The following is a 15,985-nucleotide window of genomic DNA, read 5'->3' on the forward strand; positions in this document are numbered from 1 at the left end:
GGTGCCGGTCAGGCCGGCAGCAATCATGCGCCGCATCCAAGGGCGACCTCGGCTTCGTTCAGTGCGCCCAGCGCGACGCGTGACACGGAGATCGTCATCGCATCGGCCGTCACCACCGACCACGGTCGGTCGATCGCGTCCAGCTTTGCACCCGCCTTGGCCAGGCACTTCAGCGGCACGCCAACGCGCTTCCACTGGCCTTGTGGAAGGGCCGCCAGCGACGGCCCGATGGCGATGCGTGCCGAGCAGCCCACGCCGCAACCGACCGACAGCCACGCCTCACCCTCCGGCGCAGCGTCCACGCGCAGCGTGGTCAGCAGCATCAGGTCACCGTTGGATTCGCGCTGCAGGTCCAGCGCCGTGTGCGACTGCAGTGCAGCAACGGCCTCGCCCTTGCCCGACCAGGCCAGGCGTCGCCCATCCTCCTGCGCCAGATGATCCACGCCGGTGATCTTCAGCCGATCATCGGGCAACGCGTCCGGCACGTGGGTCACGGTCAGGCCCTGGCCTGCGGCCTGCTCAAGGCGCAGCGCCATGCCGGGGCCTGCATCACCGCGCGCGAAGAACACGCCGGTCGCGCCCTCGTTGCCGGTCACGCCCGATGCCTCCGGCAGCGCGGCCAGGTCGCCGTTGTCGGCGTAGGTCAGGCCGAAGCCGAACGCAAACAACGGATCGTAGTCCTTCTGGCCGACGTTGTTGGCGTACTGGGTGGCGGTGCGCGGCCAGCTGAAACTGAGCTTGCCCTTGAAATCGTGCTGCACCCGGCCATCGCTTCCGCGCAGCAGTACATCGGCAATGCCGGCGCCTTCCGAGCCCGGCAGCCACGCGGCCACGAAGGCATCGGCGGCATTGATTTCCCGGTTCACCCAGAGCGGCCGCCCGCTCAGGAAGACCGCGACGACCGGTATGCCATCGGCCTTGAGCCGCTTGAGCAGCGCCAGATCCGTTTCGTTGCCGGGCTTGTAGGCCAGCGTCGGCCGGTCTCCCTGGAACTCGGCATAGGGGTCTTCGCCAAACACCACCACCGCCACGTCGGGTTTCACTGCATAGCGACCGTCAACGGCAAGCACGGCTTCACCACCGGCCGCCCTGGCCTGGTGCGCGATGCCCTCATAGATGGAGTCCGCATTGGGGAAGTCCTTGCGGGTGGTGCCGGTGCCCTGCCAGTTGAGCGTCCAGCCCCCGGCCTGCTTGCCGACATCGTTGGCACCGTCGCCGGCCACGAGGATCCGCTGCTTCGGCGACAGCGGCAGGACGCCGTTCTGGTTCTTCAGCAGGACCAGCGATTCGCGCACGGCCTGCCGGGCCACCGCGCGATGTGCCGGCGCGCCGATCAGTGCGAACTGGCCGCCAACGGCCCGCGTGGACGGCCTGCCGGCCTCGAACAACCCCAGGCGGAACTTGACCCGCAGGATCCGGCGCACCGCATCGTCCAGGCGCTGCGGCGTTATCCGGCCGTCCTTCACCGCAGCCAGCGTCGTCTCGTAGAAGCCTTTCCAGCTGTCCGAGGCCATCGCCATGTCCAGGCCCGCGTTGATCGTGGCCGGGCAGTCCGTGGTGGTGCAGCCCTTGACCTGGCCATGACCATTCCAGTCGCCCACCACGAAGCCACCGAAGTTCATGCGTCCCTTGAGCACATCGGTGAGGTAGTGCCGGTGCCCGTGCATCTTTTCACCGTTGACGCTGTTGAACGATGCCATCGCGGTCTGCGCGCCGGCGGCGATGGCCGGCGGGTATCCGGCGGCGTGGATGCGTACCAGGTCCGGCTCACTGATGCGGGTGTCGCCCTGGTCCTTGCCGTCGGTGGTGCCGCCATCACCGAGAAAGTGCTTCACCGAGGCGATCACATGGCGGCCATCGAGGAACTCCGGTGTTCCCACCCTGCCCTGCAATCCCTCCACCATGGCGCCGGCATAGCTGGCCACCACCTCGGGCGATTCCGAGTAGCCCTCGTAGCTGCGGCCCCAGCGATCATCCTGGGGTACCGCAACGGTCGGCGCGAACGTCCACTCCATGCCGGTGACGCGGGTTTCCAGCGCGGTGATGCCACCGATCTGCCGCAGCAGCTCCGGATTGCGTGTGGCGCCCAGCCCGATGTTGTGCGGGAACAACGTGGCGCCAATGATGTTGCTCTGCCCATGCACGGCATCGATGCCGAACAGCAGCGGGATGGCCTTGCCGCCTTTCGACGTGTCCATGGACGCGTCGTAGAAGGCGTCTGCCAGCGCCAGCCACTCGGCTGGCGACGCATCGTAGCGGCCACCGGGGTCGGAATTGCCACCGGCCAGGATCGAACCAAGGCGGTAGCGCCGCACGTCATCGGGGGTGAGGCTGGCAATGTCGCCCTGCACGAGCTGGCCGACCTTTTCCTCCACCGTCATGCCGGCCATCAGGTCGGTGATCCGCTTCTCCAGAGCAGGATCCGCGGCCAGTGGCCAGGTGACCTGCGGCCACGGGTCGCTGGCGGCTCCCGCAGTGGCGGCGGGCCGGTCCTGGCCGTGGCAGCCCAGCAACGCCAGCGTCAGCACGGCGACCAGCACGCCGCTGCGGGATACGGAGGTCTGCGATGTCATGGCGCTCATCCTTCCATCTGCTCCAGTTCCTTGCCCTTGGTCTCGTGCACATGCCGGACCACGAAAATCACCGAGATGATCGCCGCCACCAGGTAGATGCCGTAGGTGGCCGCCAGCCCGGCCGCGGCCAGCAGCATCGGGAACGTCACCGTGACCACGAAGTTGGAGGTCCATTGCGCTGCGCCGGCGACCGCCAGTGCCGAACCGCGGATCTGGTTCGGAAACATCTCGCCCAGCATCACCCACATCACCGGCCCCCACGACAGGTTGAAGAACACGACATAGGCATTGGCCGCCACCAGCGCCAGCGTGCCCATGCGCCCGGGTAGCTGCAGATGCCCGTCGGCCAGTGAACCACTTGCAAACGCGACCACCACCAGTGCAAGCGACAGCGACATCCCGGCCGAGCCGAACCACAGCAGGGGCTTGCGGCCGATCCGGTCGATCAGCAGCACCGTGACCACGCAGGCGCCGATGCTCAGCGCGCCGGACAGCACGTTGATCAGCAGCGCGTCGTTTTCGGAAAAGCCGACCGCCTGCCACAGCACGGCGCCGTAGTAGAACACCACGTTGATGCCGACCAGCTGCTGGAAGCAGGCCAGTCCGACGCCGACCCACACAATCGGGCGGATCCGCCCGGTCGCCCGGCTCTTCAGATCGGACAGGCGCGGGCGATGGTGGTCGTTGGACAGCGAGGCATCGATCTCTTCGAGCGTGGCGCGGGCCTTGTCGTTGCCGAGCAGCCGGGTGAGCACGCGCAGCGCGTCGTCCTTGCGCCGCTTCACCACCAGGTAGCGCGGGCTCTCAGGAATGGTCAGCAACAGCAGCAGGAACACCAGCGATGGCGCGGCCTGCATCCAGAACATCCAGCGCCAGGCAGCCTGCCCGGCCCACAGCGGCTCGGTCGACGCGCCCGCTGCGGCCGCCAGCAGGTAGTTGGACAGGAAGGCAGCGGTGAGCCCGGTGATGATCGCGATCTGCTGCACCGTGGCCAGGCGGCCGCGATAGCGGGCCGGAGCGACCTCGGCAATGTAGGCCGGCGAGATCACGCTCGCCGCGCCTACCGCGAACCCACCCACCACCCGCGCCGCAATGAACCAGCCCGACGAGGCCGCCGCCCCGGCACCGAGTGCCGACAGCAGGAACATCACCGCCGACAGGATCAGCACGTTGCGACGGCCGAGGCGGTCGGCCAGGCGGCCGGCACTGAACGCGCCCACCGCACAGCCCAGCAGCATCGACGCGATCTCGAACCCCTGCATCCATTCACCGGACCGGAACGCCTGGTGCAGGCCGTCCTGGGTGCCGTTGATCACGCCGCTGTCGAAGCCGAACAGAAAACCGCCAATCGTCGCTACCACGCTGATCAGTACGATCAGCCGGGTGTTCTCACCGCTGCCTGCTGCCTGGTTCATTCCCGTCCCCTCGAGTGCACCGTTGCCGCGCTCAGCGCAGCAGGTACTGGTTGAGCAGGTTTTCGTAACGCTCCTGCTTGCCGCTGGCCTGGTGCGGTTCGCCGAGGCGGGCGGCCAGGCCCGCCAGGTCCGGCAGGCTGAGCGTGCCACGCTCGAACTCCTGGCCGGCGCCGCTGTCGAAACTCGCGTAGCGCTCCTTGCGCCATTGCTCCCAGGGCGACTCGGTCAGCAGTGCATGGGCAACCTCCAGCCCGCGTGCGAACGCATCCATGCCGCCGATATGGGCAATGAACAGATCCTCAAGGTCGGTCGACTCACGGCGCACTTTGGCATCGAAGTTCAACCCGCCCTCCAGCCCGCCCTGACGCAGCACGACCAGCATCGCACCCACCGTGTCGTACAGATCGCTGGGGAACTGGTCGGTGTCCCAGCCGTTCTGCGCGTTGCCGCGATTGGCATCAATGCTGCCGAGCAGGCCATGGTCGGACGCAACCTGCAGGTCGTGCTCGAAGGTGTGCCCGGACAACGTGGCGTGGTTGGCTTCGATGTTGAGCTTGAAGTCCTTGTCCAGCCCATGCTCCTTCAGGAACCCCACCACCGTGGCACTGTCGAAGTCATACTGGTGCTTCATCGGCTCCATCGGCTTGGGCTCGATCAGGAAGTTGCCCTTCAGGCCGATGCTGCGGCCGTAGTCGCGGGCCATGGTGAGGAAGCGCGCGAAATGTTCGATCTCGCGCTTCATCTGGGTATTGGCCAGCGACGCATAACCTTCGCGTCCGCCCCAGAACACGTAGTGCGCGCCGCCGAGTTCGACCGTGGCCTCCAGCGCGGCCTTGACCTGCACCGCTGCGCGCGCGACCACCGCGAAGTCGGGGTTGGTCGATGCGCCGTTCATGTAACGCGGGTGCGAGAACAGGTTGGCCGTGCCCCACAGCAGCTTGACGCCGGTGGCTTCCTGGCGCGCCTTGGCCAGGGCCACCATGTGCGAGAGGTTCTTCTGGTACTGGCCGATGTCGTCGGCATCCGGCGCCAGGTCGATATCGTGGAAGCACCAGTACGGCACGCCCAGCTTGGTGAAGAACTCGAACGCCGCGTCCACCTTCGCTTCGGCCGTGGCCAGTGGCGAGGCTGCCTCCCACGGGAACTGCCGGGTACCCGGGCCGAACGGATCGTGCCCGGCATTGCAGAAGGTGTGCCAGTAGCACACGGCGAAGCGCAGATGCTCCTGCATGGTCTTGCCACCGATGACCCGGTTTGCATCGTAGACCTTGAAGGCAAGCGGATTGTCCGAGCCCTTGCCCTCGAACGGAATGCGGCCGACGCCGGGGAAGTACTCCTTGGCGCCGATGAAGGGCTGCGTGCTCATGGTGCGTGCTCCTGTCGTTGTACGGGGTGTCGTGGAGGAGCCATCAGCCGCGCTGCAGCGGCGTGATGGCATCAAGATGGCTGAGGAAGCGTGCGTAGGCCCGTGCATAGGCAGCGCTGCGGGCCGGATCCGGCCGTGCGGACAGCGCCGGATCGACGGTGACGTGGCGCGCGGTGATGTCGCTGATCGAGGCGGCGTCTCCCTGCGCCCGGGCGAGCGCCCACAGCGCCTGCAGTGCCGCACCAAACGCCGCGCCTTCGGCCTGCACCGGGACGTCCACCGGCAGGCCGAACACATCAGCCACCAGCTGACGCCAGGCCGCGCTGTTGCTGCCGCCGCCGGTGAGCACGATGCGATCGAACTGCATGCCCGCGCGGACGAAGGCGTCGTAGCCGTACTTCAGGCTGTAGGTCGCGCCCTCCACGGCGGCGCGGTACACGTGCGCCGGGGTGAAATTGGCAATGTCCAGGCCAGCCAGCACGCCCTTGCCCAGCGGCAGGTCGGGGGTGCGTTCGCCATTGAGGAACGGCAGCATCACCAGCCCCCCTGCGCCCGGCGGCGTCGCGTGGAGGTGCGCATCGCCGTCGCGGGTGCGGAAACCGAAGGCGCTGGCCACGCGTTCGGTGGCTACGGTGCAGTTCATGGTGCAGATCAGCGGCAGCCAGCCACCGGTGGACGAGCAGAACGCCGCCCACGCGCCGTCCGGATCGATCATTGGCGAGCCGGAATAGGCGAACAGCGTTCCGGAGGTTCCCAGGCTCATCGCCAGTCGACCTTCCGTGACGCAGCCGGTGCCGATCGCCGCCATCATGTTGTCGCCGCCGCCAACGGCCACCTTCACCGCCGCTGCAAGCCCGAGCGCGGCCGCGGCCTTCGGCGCGATATCGAACAGGGCGTCGGGTGCGGCGATCGGCGGCAGGCAGGCGGCAAGATCACGATCAGGATCGGTGGCGCGCAGCAGTTCCTGCGACCAGGTGCGTGTGCGCACGTCCAGCCAGCCGGTTCCGGACGCATCGCCAAGCTCGCAGAACCGCTGCCCGGTCAACACGAAATTCAGGTAGTCGTGTGGCAGCAGGATGGTCGCCAGCCGCGCATAGGCGTCGGCACGGTGGATCCGGGTCCAGGGCAGCTTGGACGCTGTGTAGCCGGCCAGGATCGGGTTGCCCGCCAGCGCGATGGTCCGTTGGAACCCGCCCACGGCGTCCATGATCTGGATGCATTCGGCCGAGGTGCTGGTGTCGCACCACAGCTTGGCCGGCGCCAGTACCTCGCCAGCATCATCAACCGGCACAAACCCATGCTGCTGCCCCGATACCGCCAGTGCGACGATGCGAGCGCGCAGCGAGGGGTCGATCCTGGCAAAGCAGTCGCGCAGGGCCGACACCCAGCCGGCAGGCGCCTGTTCACGGCTGCCGTCGGCACCGCTGTCCAGCGCGAGCGGCACGCTGGCCGAGGCCACCACCACCTGCGTCCGCGGGTCATAGACCAGCACCTTCAGGCTCTGCGTCCCTGCATCGATCCCTGCAACCAGACCCATCGAAACCGCCTCCGATCAAAAAAAGGTAGCGCTAACATTCCGTGGACTCAAAAAGGGGGCGTGGTGTCCGGCCCCCTCGTTGCCACCGCGCGCGTCATCGCCAGCGGTGTTGCCGCACTGTAACCAGCTGCAGCGGAAAAAGCGTGCTGCAACGCAAAACCCTGTTACGCGCCTGCTGCCGTCGAACGCCACACGTCCACGCCGGACCTGCAGTACTGCGCGATGAACTCCGCCTGCGCCGGCATCTGCGCGGCAGCCTGCTGCACGGGCTGTTGGATGCCCTTCAACAGGGTGCGCAGATCGGCGTCGCTCACGGCCCGCGCCAGCGGGTGGGCGGGACCGGGTGCGATGCCCTGCCCGAGCAGCACGCTGGTCCAGGATTCCACGCGGAAAACCTCGCCGGGGTCCTGCCACGCATGTGCACGCTCGCGCCACGCGCTCAGCCGCTGCTGCAGCGATTCGGGCACGCACATTTCGCGACACGCCTTCCACATCGGTTCGGGGCGCTGGGTTGCGTGGTAGTGCAGGATGATGAAGTCGCGCACGTGCTCCATTTCCTGGCGGCTGACATCGTTGTACAGCTTCACCAGCGACGCACTGATGCCATCGAACGGGAACAGCTGGATCAGGCGCACTACCGCGCTGATCGTCAGATGGATGCTGGTCGACTCCAGCGGTTCGATGAAGCCGCTGGCCAGCCCGAGCGACACCACGTTCCTGTTCCAGGCCTTCAGCCGGCGCCCGCTGCGGAACGGCACCTTCCATGGATCGCGCAAGGGTGGAGCCCCGGCATCGCGCAGCAGCTTCGCTGCGGCCTCGTCATCGGACAGGTGGCGGCTGTCATACACCAGCCCGCAGCCAACGCGGTGCTGCAGCGCGATGTGCCAGCGCCACCCCGCTTCGTGGGCGATCGCCCGGGTATAGGGCACCGGCGGTGCCACCGCTTCGGTCTGCACCGCCACGGCGCGGTCGCACGGCAGCCATTGGTGCCAGTCCTCGTAGCCGGTGCCCAGCGTCTGCTCGATCAGCAGGCCACGGAAGCCGGTGCAGTCGATGAACAGGTCGCCCTCGATCACCTGGCCGTCGTCCAGTACCAGCGCCTGCACCGAACCGTCGTGCGCGTTCTGCCTGACCTGGGCGATCCTGCCTTCGATCCGGCGCAGGCCGTGGGCCTCGGCCCTGCGGCGCAGGAACCGCGCATACAGGCTCGCATCGAAATGATACGCATAGCTGGCCTGCGGCTGGGTGTGCAGCGAGAAGCGGTCGCCATGCGATGCGATGCTCTCCAGGCTGAAGTCGCCAAGCTCCGAGGGCATGCCGCGGCGCAGGCTGTCCAGCCAGAAGTGATGGAAGGGTGCCGCCCAGGTGCCGTGGCCGATGGTGCCGAACGGATGGAAGAAGCGATCCCCCGACAGGTGCCAGTTCTCGAACGAGATCGACAGCTTGAAGGTGCCGGCCACCGCGCGCAGGAACTCCTGCTCGTCGATCTGCAGGAAGCGATGGAAGGTGCGGATCGGCGGCACGGTGGACTCACCGACGCCGACCGTGCCGATCTGCTCGGACTCGACCAGCGTGATCTGCAGCTGGTCACGGAACTGATGCGCCAGCGCGCAGCCGGCCAGCCATCCCGCCGTACCGCCACCGGCAATGACCACCTTGCGGATGCGCCCTGCAGGCGTGCTCTGGGTATCCAACACGGTGCCCTCTCTCAACGGTTGAGCCTGCCCAGCAGCATCGCGCGCATGCGGCGGGCGCGCTGCTCGTCGAACGGTGCCAGATCCCCGCGCGCCGTGTCAGGCAGGTGTTGCCCGGCGCGCTCGCCGGGGCCGAATACGTAGTAACGGAAGAGCCCTTCCCAGGCCTGCTTCTCACGCGCTGGCAAGTCGCGCACGGACCACATCGCGTGCTGCAGCGCCGCCAGCGGCGACCCCAGCCAGGCCGGCGAGCTTCGCCACCAGTAGTTCACCAGCACGTTGAACGGTTCCAGGCTGCGTACATGGTGCCACCACATGCTGGGAATGAAGATCGCATCGCCGGGCCCAAGTACCGCGCTGCGTGCATGCGCCAGCGCCTCGCGGAAACGTGGATGCCGATCGAAGTCGGGGCGCTCGAAGTCCACCACGCTGACCACCTGTCCGCCCGGCGTGGGATCGAGCGGGCCCGGATACAGGTTGTCGACCTGGGCGGGCGGGAACAGCGTGAACTCGCGCTGCCCCACCGCGCAGCAGGCGAGGTTGTCGGGTGTGTCGAAATGGCACGAGGCCGTCACCCGGTTGCCGATCCAGATGCTGGCTGTGGCGTCGATGCCCTGCTTCGCCAGCCCGGCATCGTTGGCCTGCGCGAATGCCGGCAGCAGTGCCCGCGTGATCGGCAGCGAGGCCACGTAATAGGTTGGCGGCCGCGGCGCATGCAACGTCGCGGCGATCTCTTCCAGCACCTGGGCGAGTACACCGCGCCGCACTTCGAAGTTCAGCCGGGTGAAGTCCGCGCTGTAGAACGGGCGACCCGCGATCTCGGCGCCGCCGAACGAGTACTGGATGGGCGCACCCGCATCGACGCTGCACAGGTACGCCATCGCGTCACGCGCGCTACCCAGTCCGGCCTGGACCAGTGGCCAACCGCTGGCGATGCCGCGCAGTACGACCGGCTCACCGGCCTCCACCAGGGCGGCCAATGGCAAGCCAGCAGGATCGATGCCTTCCAGGATCCGTATCGGCAGGCGGGCTTGCACCGGTCAGTTCCTGACCGCCTGCGCGGTGCCGTCCTGGACGCGGAGACGGCGCTGCTTCTCGGCGATCAGGCGGCGCATGTTATGCAGCGACGCAAGCATCAGGTACGCACCTTCCAGGTAACCGGCGCGGTTCAACGCCGCCAGGCGTGAACTGTCCAGCGCCGCCAGTCGCTCGCGGTCGATGCCGTGCAATCCGCTCACGCCCACGCGGTGATGCGGCGCGAGCTGCACATCAAGCGTGACCGGCTGGATGAGGCCACAGTCGTCGAGCATCGTGAACATGCCGGCCGCGAAGGCACTGCCCTCGTGGATGCCGCGCAGCACGCCAGCGATGTGGTCCAGGTAAGGCGTGTTTCCACCCTGCGGCAGGAACACCGGCTCACCGGCGCCGGAGGTGACACGCGGATGGTCCAGGTCGACGTGCATCACCGCGTCCTGGGTGAGCAGGCCGTCCACGTAGTGCTCCTGGAAGCCGATCAGGAACGGCCCTTTTGCGGCCGCGCCGGGCAGGTAGGAGGCATTCCAGCGTCCGTCCTGCAGGTACAGGTTCTCGTGCTGCTCGAAACCCAGCAGGGCCACGGACTGCCACGCCCCGGTCCCGGCCTCCCGGCGCAGGAAGATCGGATACTCGCGCTGCAGTTCGGCGAACTCGCTGGGATAGGCCGGCACCATGCCCACCGCATCGCCGAACTGCGGCCCGAATCCGATGGCGACCTTCAGGTCCCGATGCGCGATGTTGTTGAGCATTTCATAGCGGGCCATCGAGGTATCCAGTCCAGTGCGGGGTGGCTGGCCAGCAGGGTAGCGCAGGCGCGGCAGGTGCGGCGACACCGTCCCGGCACGGCACCGCTGGCGGGCAGCGGTACCGTGCCGGACGCATCGGCAACCAGGCTCAGAACTTGTAGCGGACGCCCAGCATGTAGCGCGGGCTCTGGTCGGCCAGCTTGACGATCATCTGCGAGGTGCGCGAGCGCCACCGCACATCCTCGCCGGTCAGGTTGATCGCCTCCAGGCTGAAGGACCAGTGGTCATCCAGCGCGTAGTTGACGCTGAGATCCCACTGCTCGTACGGCTCCACGTAGTACGGATTGCGGCTGGAGCCCTGGTTGGCCAGGATCAGGTACTGGTCGCGCCAGTTCCATGCCAGGCGCACCGACCACCCGTACTTCTCGTACATCAGCATGGCGTTGGCAGTGTCGCTCAGGCCGGTGAGCGAGAACTGGTCGATACCCGGATCGCCGCCATTGTTGTAGCCGACATCACCTTTGACCACGGTGTAGTTGGCCAGCACGCCGAAGCCGGTGTCACCGAAGAAGTACTGGCCGCCCAGTTCCCAGCCATGCAGCTTGGACTTGTTCTGGTTGATCGGGCGATTGACGTTGAACTGGTACAGCGGGTCGTTGGCCTGCCCATACAGATCGTAGGCCGCTTCGGTGGCCAGTACCTGCGCATCGGTGCCGTTGTAGGCGCCCAGGCCAGCTGGATTGTTGCGCAGCAGCGCCAGTGCGGTGAACAGCGAGGTGTCGTTGGCTGAGCAGGCGGCCGCATTGGCCGGCCCGACCTGGGCCACGCAGGCGCCGCTGGTCAGGAAGTCCAACGCCGCCCGCGCATCCGGCCCGGAGGTCGGGTCGGTGAGGCTGTACAGGCTTTCCTGGACGACCGTGTTGCCGATGAAGTTGCTGACCGACTTGTTCCAGTAGGTCAATGACACATAGCTGGCGTCGGCGAAGTACCACTCCAGCCCCAGGTCGAGGTTGTCCGATTCCAGCGGCTTCAAGCTCGGGTTCTGCGAATTGCCGCTGGCGCGCGACGAGGGATCGATCAGCACCGAGCCGAACGGCTGCTGGGCACCGGGCCCTGCATACAGGTTGCCGTACGGCGCTCGGGCAATGCTCTTGCCGAACGAAACGCGACCCTTCAGTTCCTCGGTGAGGTCGATGCTGAAATCAAGGTTGGGCAGGATGTAGCTGTACCTGGCCTTCTCGGTGAAGGGCTGCTGCTCATCGGACAGCACGATGCGGAAATCGTTGTTGGCCTGCCACTCGATGGACTCGGGAACGGCAATGACCGAGGTCGACACCACGTCGGTGGTTTCATAGCGCACGCCCAGGCGGGTATTGGTGGGCATGCCGCCCAGCTCCCCGTCCAGCTCCACCTGGAAGTACGCCGCCTTGGTCTTCTCTTCCACGAAGTTGTCGGCTGCGCGTTGCGGATCCACGCCCAGGCCGACGCCGTACTCGCGCGACGCCCATTGCGCGAGCTGCCCGGCATTGCCGCGCCAGGCCGGCCAGCTGTTGGCACTGTAGTCATCGAACAGGCCGACGATGCTGACCGGCTGCAGCAGGTCCATCAGGCCGGCGGCGGTATCCCGGTCCACGTTGGCCACGCCCCAGTCGCCCAGTGTCGAATAGGCCTCGGCGGCCTGGATGCGGTGGGTGGTGGACTTGTTCGTATCCACGCCGAACTGGAAGCGGCCGTGGTCGAAGTTCCATTCGCCGTCGACACGCGCCTGCTTGATCTTGCTGATCTGGGTCTGCGCGTTGACGCGCAGCACCTGGGTGCCGATCTCGCCTTCCTGGAAGCCCGGGTTGACCACGCCATTGGTCCCGGCGATCGCATCGGCAGTACTGGGATACCAGACCTGGGTGCCGACCGGCAGGCCATTGTTGAAGTTCAACTCCTGTACCCAGGAGCCACCGCAATGCGGGCCACGGGTGCAGTTGTTGGTGCCGGCAATGCTCATGAAGATGGAGCCGCCGCCGGTCAGTGGGTCATTGGGGCGGCTTTCATTCTTCGAATTGTGCGCATCGAAGCTGAGCTTGAAACGGTCGCTGACATTCCAGACCGCGTTGAAGCCCAGCGAGCCCAGCTTGTACTCCTGCATGCTGCGCTGCTGTTCCAGCCCGAAGTCCTTGGTGCCGGCGATCTCGCGGATGTAGACCGGGGTGGCGACCGCACCGGAGGTGTCGAACTGGACATTGGTGTAGTTGCTGTTCTGCAGCCACATGCCCTGCTCGCCACGATTCTCGGTGATCTCGTTGGTCGAGTAGGTGTAATCCATCGTCAGGGTCAGGCTGTCCGTCGGTGCGAACTGCAGCACGGCCTGGCCATTGACTCGCTCGCGCTCGAATTCGGAGAACGCGTAGCGCAGGTCGTTGGGCCGCGCATAGAGCTGGCCGACGGCCGGGGCGTTCACCACGGTCGGGTTGCCCGGCATCGACCCCGTCCAGGGCTGCACGTTCCAGTAGTTCTCCGTGGCCTGCACCGAGCCGCCCTTGCGCTTCTGCTGGCTCGCGCTGAGGCTGACGCCAAAGGTCTTTTCCGGATTGCTGTAACTGAAGATGCCCGACAGCTCCGGCGTCAGGTCGTTGTCGAACGGCTGGCTCTGGTCGGAGACCAGCTTTGCCCCGGCATTGGCCACGATGCCGGCGTGGTCGAGCGGGCGCGAGGTCAGGATGTTGATCGTCGCGCCGATGCCACCGCTGGGCACCTGCGCCTGGCTGGTCTTGTAGACCTCGATGCCATTGATGGCCTCGGCGGCCAGCTGCGCGAAATTGAAGGCGCGAGTGCCGCCGTCGACACCGCCGATGGCCACCTGCCCGGAGGCACCGAATGCATCGGCGCCGGGCATCTGGCGACCATTGAGCGTGACCATGTTGAACTGCGGACCAAAGCCACGCGCGGTCACCTGCGCGCCCTCGCCGTCACGGCGCTCGATGGAGATGCCGGTGATGCGCTGCAACGACTCGGCAAGATTGGTATCGGGGAACTTGCCGATGTCCTCGGCGCTGATCGCGTCGACCACGCCCGCCGAGTCGCGCTTGATGTCCATGGCCTGGCTCAGGCTGTTGCGTATGCCCGTGACCTGCACTGCATCGAGCTGGGTGGGCTGCTGGCTCTGCGGCTGCCCGGTCGCCGGTGCTGCGTCCTGCGCAAACGCAGGATTGATGACCAGGGCGCCACCCACGAAGGTGAACATGGCCCGGGACCGGAACTTCGCCAACGCGCGGCTCATGAACCGGACCTCGGGCCCGGGGTGCCACGGAAACTGCAAGTGCTCATGAAAGTCCCCTCTGACATACGATCGAATGGATGTACCGCCCCCTCCCAGGGGCACGCACGGGCGTGGCCCGCATTCCAAACCGAACAGCACGGCTGCTGGAGCACGCCGCGACTTACACTTGCTTTTCAAGCCTGCCAGGACAAACACGCGGCAAAGAAGGCAGCCCCTGGACCCTGGATCCCCGTCCGACTGGTAGCGCTACCATCGCGTTGCAGCGGAGAGTAATCACCCGGGTTCGCGCTTGTCACCATGCAGCGCAGCAAATCGGCAGCGCGCGTAGCGGCGCTGGAATCACCCCGCTACTGATGACCGGGCTGCCGCTGCATCCGGTCACCGCTCACCCGCCGCAGGAAAGATGCCCGCGCCTGCGGGTCATCCAGAAAGGAACGCACCGTGAACGCTCTCCAGCGCATCGCCGCCGCAGTCGGCTCGCCGTACTCGTTCCGTCCGGCTCCGCCGTTTTCGCGGCCAACGCCGTGATCGTGGACGGAGCAGATGAGCCGCTCACCGTGGCGCTACGCAGGGGCTACCACTCCGGTCCCAGCAGCTTCATCACTTCGACCTCCAGTTTCTGCGCGGCCTCGTCCTGGGAGGCGACCTTGATGCACAGCCCCGACTGCGCCGGCCCGGGCATCAGCTGGTATCGGTTGATGGTGCCGCCCCCGTCGCCGTCCAGCGCCACGCGCGCCACCACCGTGCGCCCATTGGCGTGGAAGGTCCAGTCCTGGTAATCAAACATGCTTCAGTATCCCGGCGGCCAAGGGGTCATCCCACCTTAGGCGGCACGACAGTGAAGAAGGCTCCAGGAAGTTGTTCAGAGCGCGTGGACATGATGATGGCAGCACCTACTGCAGTGCCCGCGCCAATTGCAGGACATCGGCGAAGAAGGACGCGTAGTCGTCCTGTGGGGCGTGGTGGCTCTCGCGCCGATGGATCAGGCGCACTGCGACGACGCGTTGTTCCGGAACGATCATCAGGTATTGGCCCAGGTAGCCGTTGGCGGCAAAGCCGACGACCGGTCCCCGTGTGATGTCGTAGAGATCGGCGAGCTTCAGGCCGCGCGCGGCGATCTGGCTGGCGTAACCCTGCGGCCCGTCCGCACCCAACCGTTCGGTGAGGAATGCGATCAACTGCCCCCGGCTGTCGAACGTGCGCCCCGCGCTGGCCTGCACGGCGCGGCGCACGTCATCGTCAACGCCGTGCCCGGCCAGCAGGTCATCCAGCCGGGGTTTGAGCTGATAGCGTTCCCACGCTGGTATCCGCCACCACAACAGGCCCACCTCAGGCGAACGGGCACTTTCAGCAGTGATCAATGCCACTGACCGTTCACTCAACAGTCGTTTGCCATCCGGCGCCACGCCTCCATCCAGCAACAGTTGCCCGATGGCGGCAAGATCGGCGGCACGCAGGGACAGGCCCGCCATTCCCAGCGGAGTGCCTGCCTCATCCTTCATCCAGGTGTGGTGGGCAATGCCCAGCGGCTTGAACAGGCGCGCATCCAGGTAGGCATCCAGCGGCTCGCCCGCCAGGCGCTCGACAATGCCGGGCAGCAGGTTGGTGGCCTTGTTGTTGTAGGAAAACACGGCGCCCGGGTCGTCACTCAGCTCGGCTGCCAGTGCCAGTTTGACCAGGTCCGGGGCCCCTTCCAGTTCGGCGCCCGCGTTGGCCACGTTCTGCAGGCCGGAGGTGTGGTCCAGCAGCATGCGCACGGTGATGCGGCTCTTCCTGCCCTGTTTCCATTCCGGATAGATCTGGCTGACCGGTACGTCGATCGAAGCCAGCTTTCCTTCGTCCAGCAGCAACGCAATGCCCAGCGCGACGACGGACTTGGTTGCCGACATCAGGTGCACGGATTCCTGCGCTGGGGCGGGCTTCAGCTCAAGCAGCGTGTCCCGGTCGTGCATCACGAGCACCGCATCGGTATGCGAAGCACGCGCGTTGCGCTCGATCGTGGCGAGGGCGTCGGCACGCGGCGTCGCATGGGTGGGCCCCGCGATGCCGATCACGAGGGCCAGGGCGCAGGACAACCAGCAGGACGTTGGCATTGCGTTCTCTTCCAGTGAGTGTGCCCGCAGTTTGACTACACATGTAGTCAAACTGCAGTGCCTGAAGTCATACCGCGCTTGATTGCCCATCCGCACTGGACGCCGGGTTCGTCACTAACCCGCCCGGCCCCCCAGCAGTCGCCATGCCAGTGCGCACGGTATGATGCGGCGATCCCGGAACCTGCGATGATTGCAGCGGCCGCCCATCCGCTGATCGCGTGCGCCAGGAGCACCTGCGCCGGGGTCGCTGCCGGT

The 15,985-nt window shown here is 66.7% G+C and carries 10 protein-coding genes; all 10 read right to left on the reverse strand.

Annotated elements, in window-relative coordinates; translation table 11 throughout:
- Window positions 1-23: 23 nt before the first annotated feature.
- The 10 genes from AC5P7A_RS14840 to AC5P7A_RS14885 all read right to left on the reverse strand — a co-directional run bounded on the left by AC5P7A_RS14840 (window position 24) and on the right by AC5P7A_RS14885 (window position 15,712).
- Window positions 24-2,582, reverse strand: coding sequence for a glycoside hydrolase family 3 protein (locus tag AC5P7A_RS14840; protein ID WP_495220270.1), 2,559 nt, complete (start codon window positions 2,580-2,582; stop codon window positions 24-26).
- A complete protein-coding gene (locus AC5P7A_RS14845) occupies window positions 2,579-3,988 on the reverse strand; it encodes a sugar porter family MFS transporter (protein ID WP_046430740.1) in 1,410 nt (469 codons plus the stop codon). The genes AC5P7A_RS14840 and AC5P7A_RS14845 overlap by 4 nt, the downstream gene beginning before the upstream one ends.
- Window positions 3,989-4,019: 31 nt before the next feature.
- On the reverse strand, window positions 4,020-5,354 hold the full coding sequence (gene xylA / locus AC5P7A_RS14850) for a xylose isomerase (RefSeq protein ID WP_495220271.1): 1,335 nt from the start codon (window positions 5,352-5,354) through the stop codon (window positions 4,020-4,022).
- 43 nt (window positions 5,355-5,397) lie between these two features.
- Window positions 5,398-6,891: a xylulokinase gene (gene xylB, locus AC5P7A_RS14855; RefSeq protein WP_495220272.1), complete on the reverse strand. Its 1,494-nt coding sequence runs from the start codon at window positions 6,889-6,891 to the stop codon at window positions 5,398-5,400.
- Between the two features lie 164 nt (window positions 6,892-7,055).
- Window positions 7,056-8,588 (reverse strand): tryptophan halogenase family protein, encoded by a 1,533-nt coding sequence (locus AC5P7A_RS14860; RefSeq protein ID WP_049439678.1) that lies wholly within the window; start codon window positions 8,586-8,588, stop codon window positions 7,056-7,058.
- Window positions 8,589-8,599: 11 nt separating this feature from the next.
- Window positions 8,600-9,622, reverse strand: coding sequence for a cupin-like domain-containing protein (locus AC5P7A_RS14865; protein WP_049439670.1), 1,023 nt, complete (start codon window positions 9,620-9,622; stop codon window positions 8,600-8,602).
- Window positions 9,623-9,625: 3 nt separating this feature from the next.
- Window positions 9,626-10,384 carry a SapC family protein gene (locus AC5P7A_RS14870; protein WP_049439668.1) on the reverse strand — a complete coding sequence of 253 codons (759 nt, stop codon included), beginning with the start codon at window positions 10,382-10,384 and terminating at the stop codon, window positions 9,626-9,628.
- Window positions 10,385-10,514: 130 nt separating this feature from the next.
- Window positions 10,515-13,637 carry a TonB-dependent receptor gene (locus AC5P7A_RS14875; RefSeq protein ID WP_495220273.1) on the reverse strand — a complete coding sequence of 1,041 codons (3,123 nt, stop codon included), beginning with the start codon at window positions 13,635-13,637 and terminating at the stop codon, window positions 10,515-10,517.
- Between the two features lie 574 nt (window positions 13,638-14,211).
- Complete coding sequence (locus AC5P7A_RS14880) at window positions 14,212-14,424, reverse strand: hypothetical protein (RefSeq protein ID WP_032957243.1); 213 nt, start codon at window positions 14,422-14,424, stop codon at window positions 14,212-14,214.
- Between the two features lie 106 nt (window positions 14,425-14,530).
- Window positions 14,531-15,712 carry a serine hydrolase domain-containing protein gene (locus tag AC5P7A_RS14885; RefSeq protein ID WP_495220309.1) on the reverse strand — a complete coding sequence of 394 codons (1,182 nt, stop codon included), beginning with the start codon at window positions 15,710-15,712 and terminating at the stop codon, window positions 14,531-14,533.
- Between the last annotated feature and the right edge of the window lie 273 nt (window positions 15,713-15,985).

It is taken from the genome of Stenotrophomonas sp. YJH_SMC_65 (genome assembly GCF_059369475.1).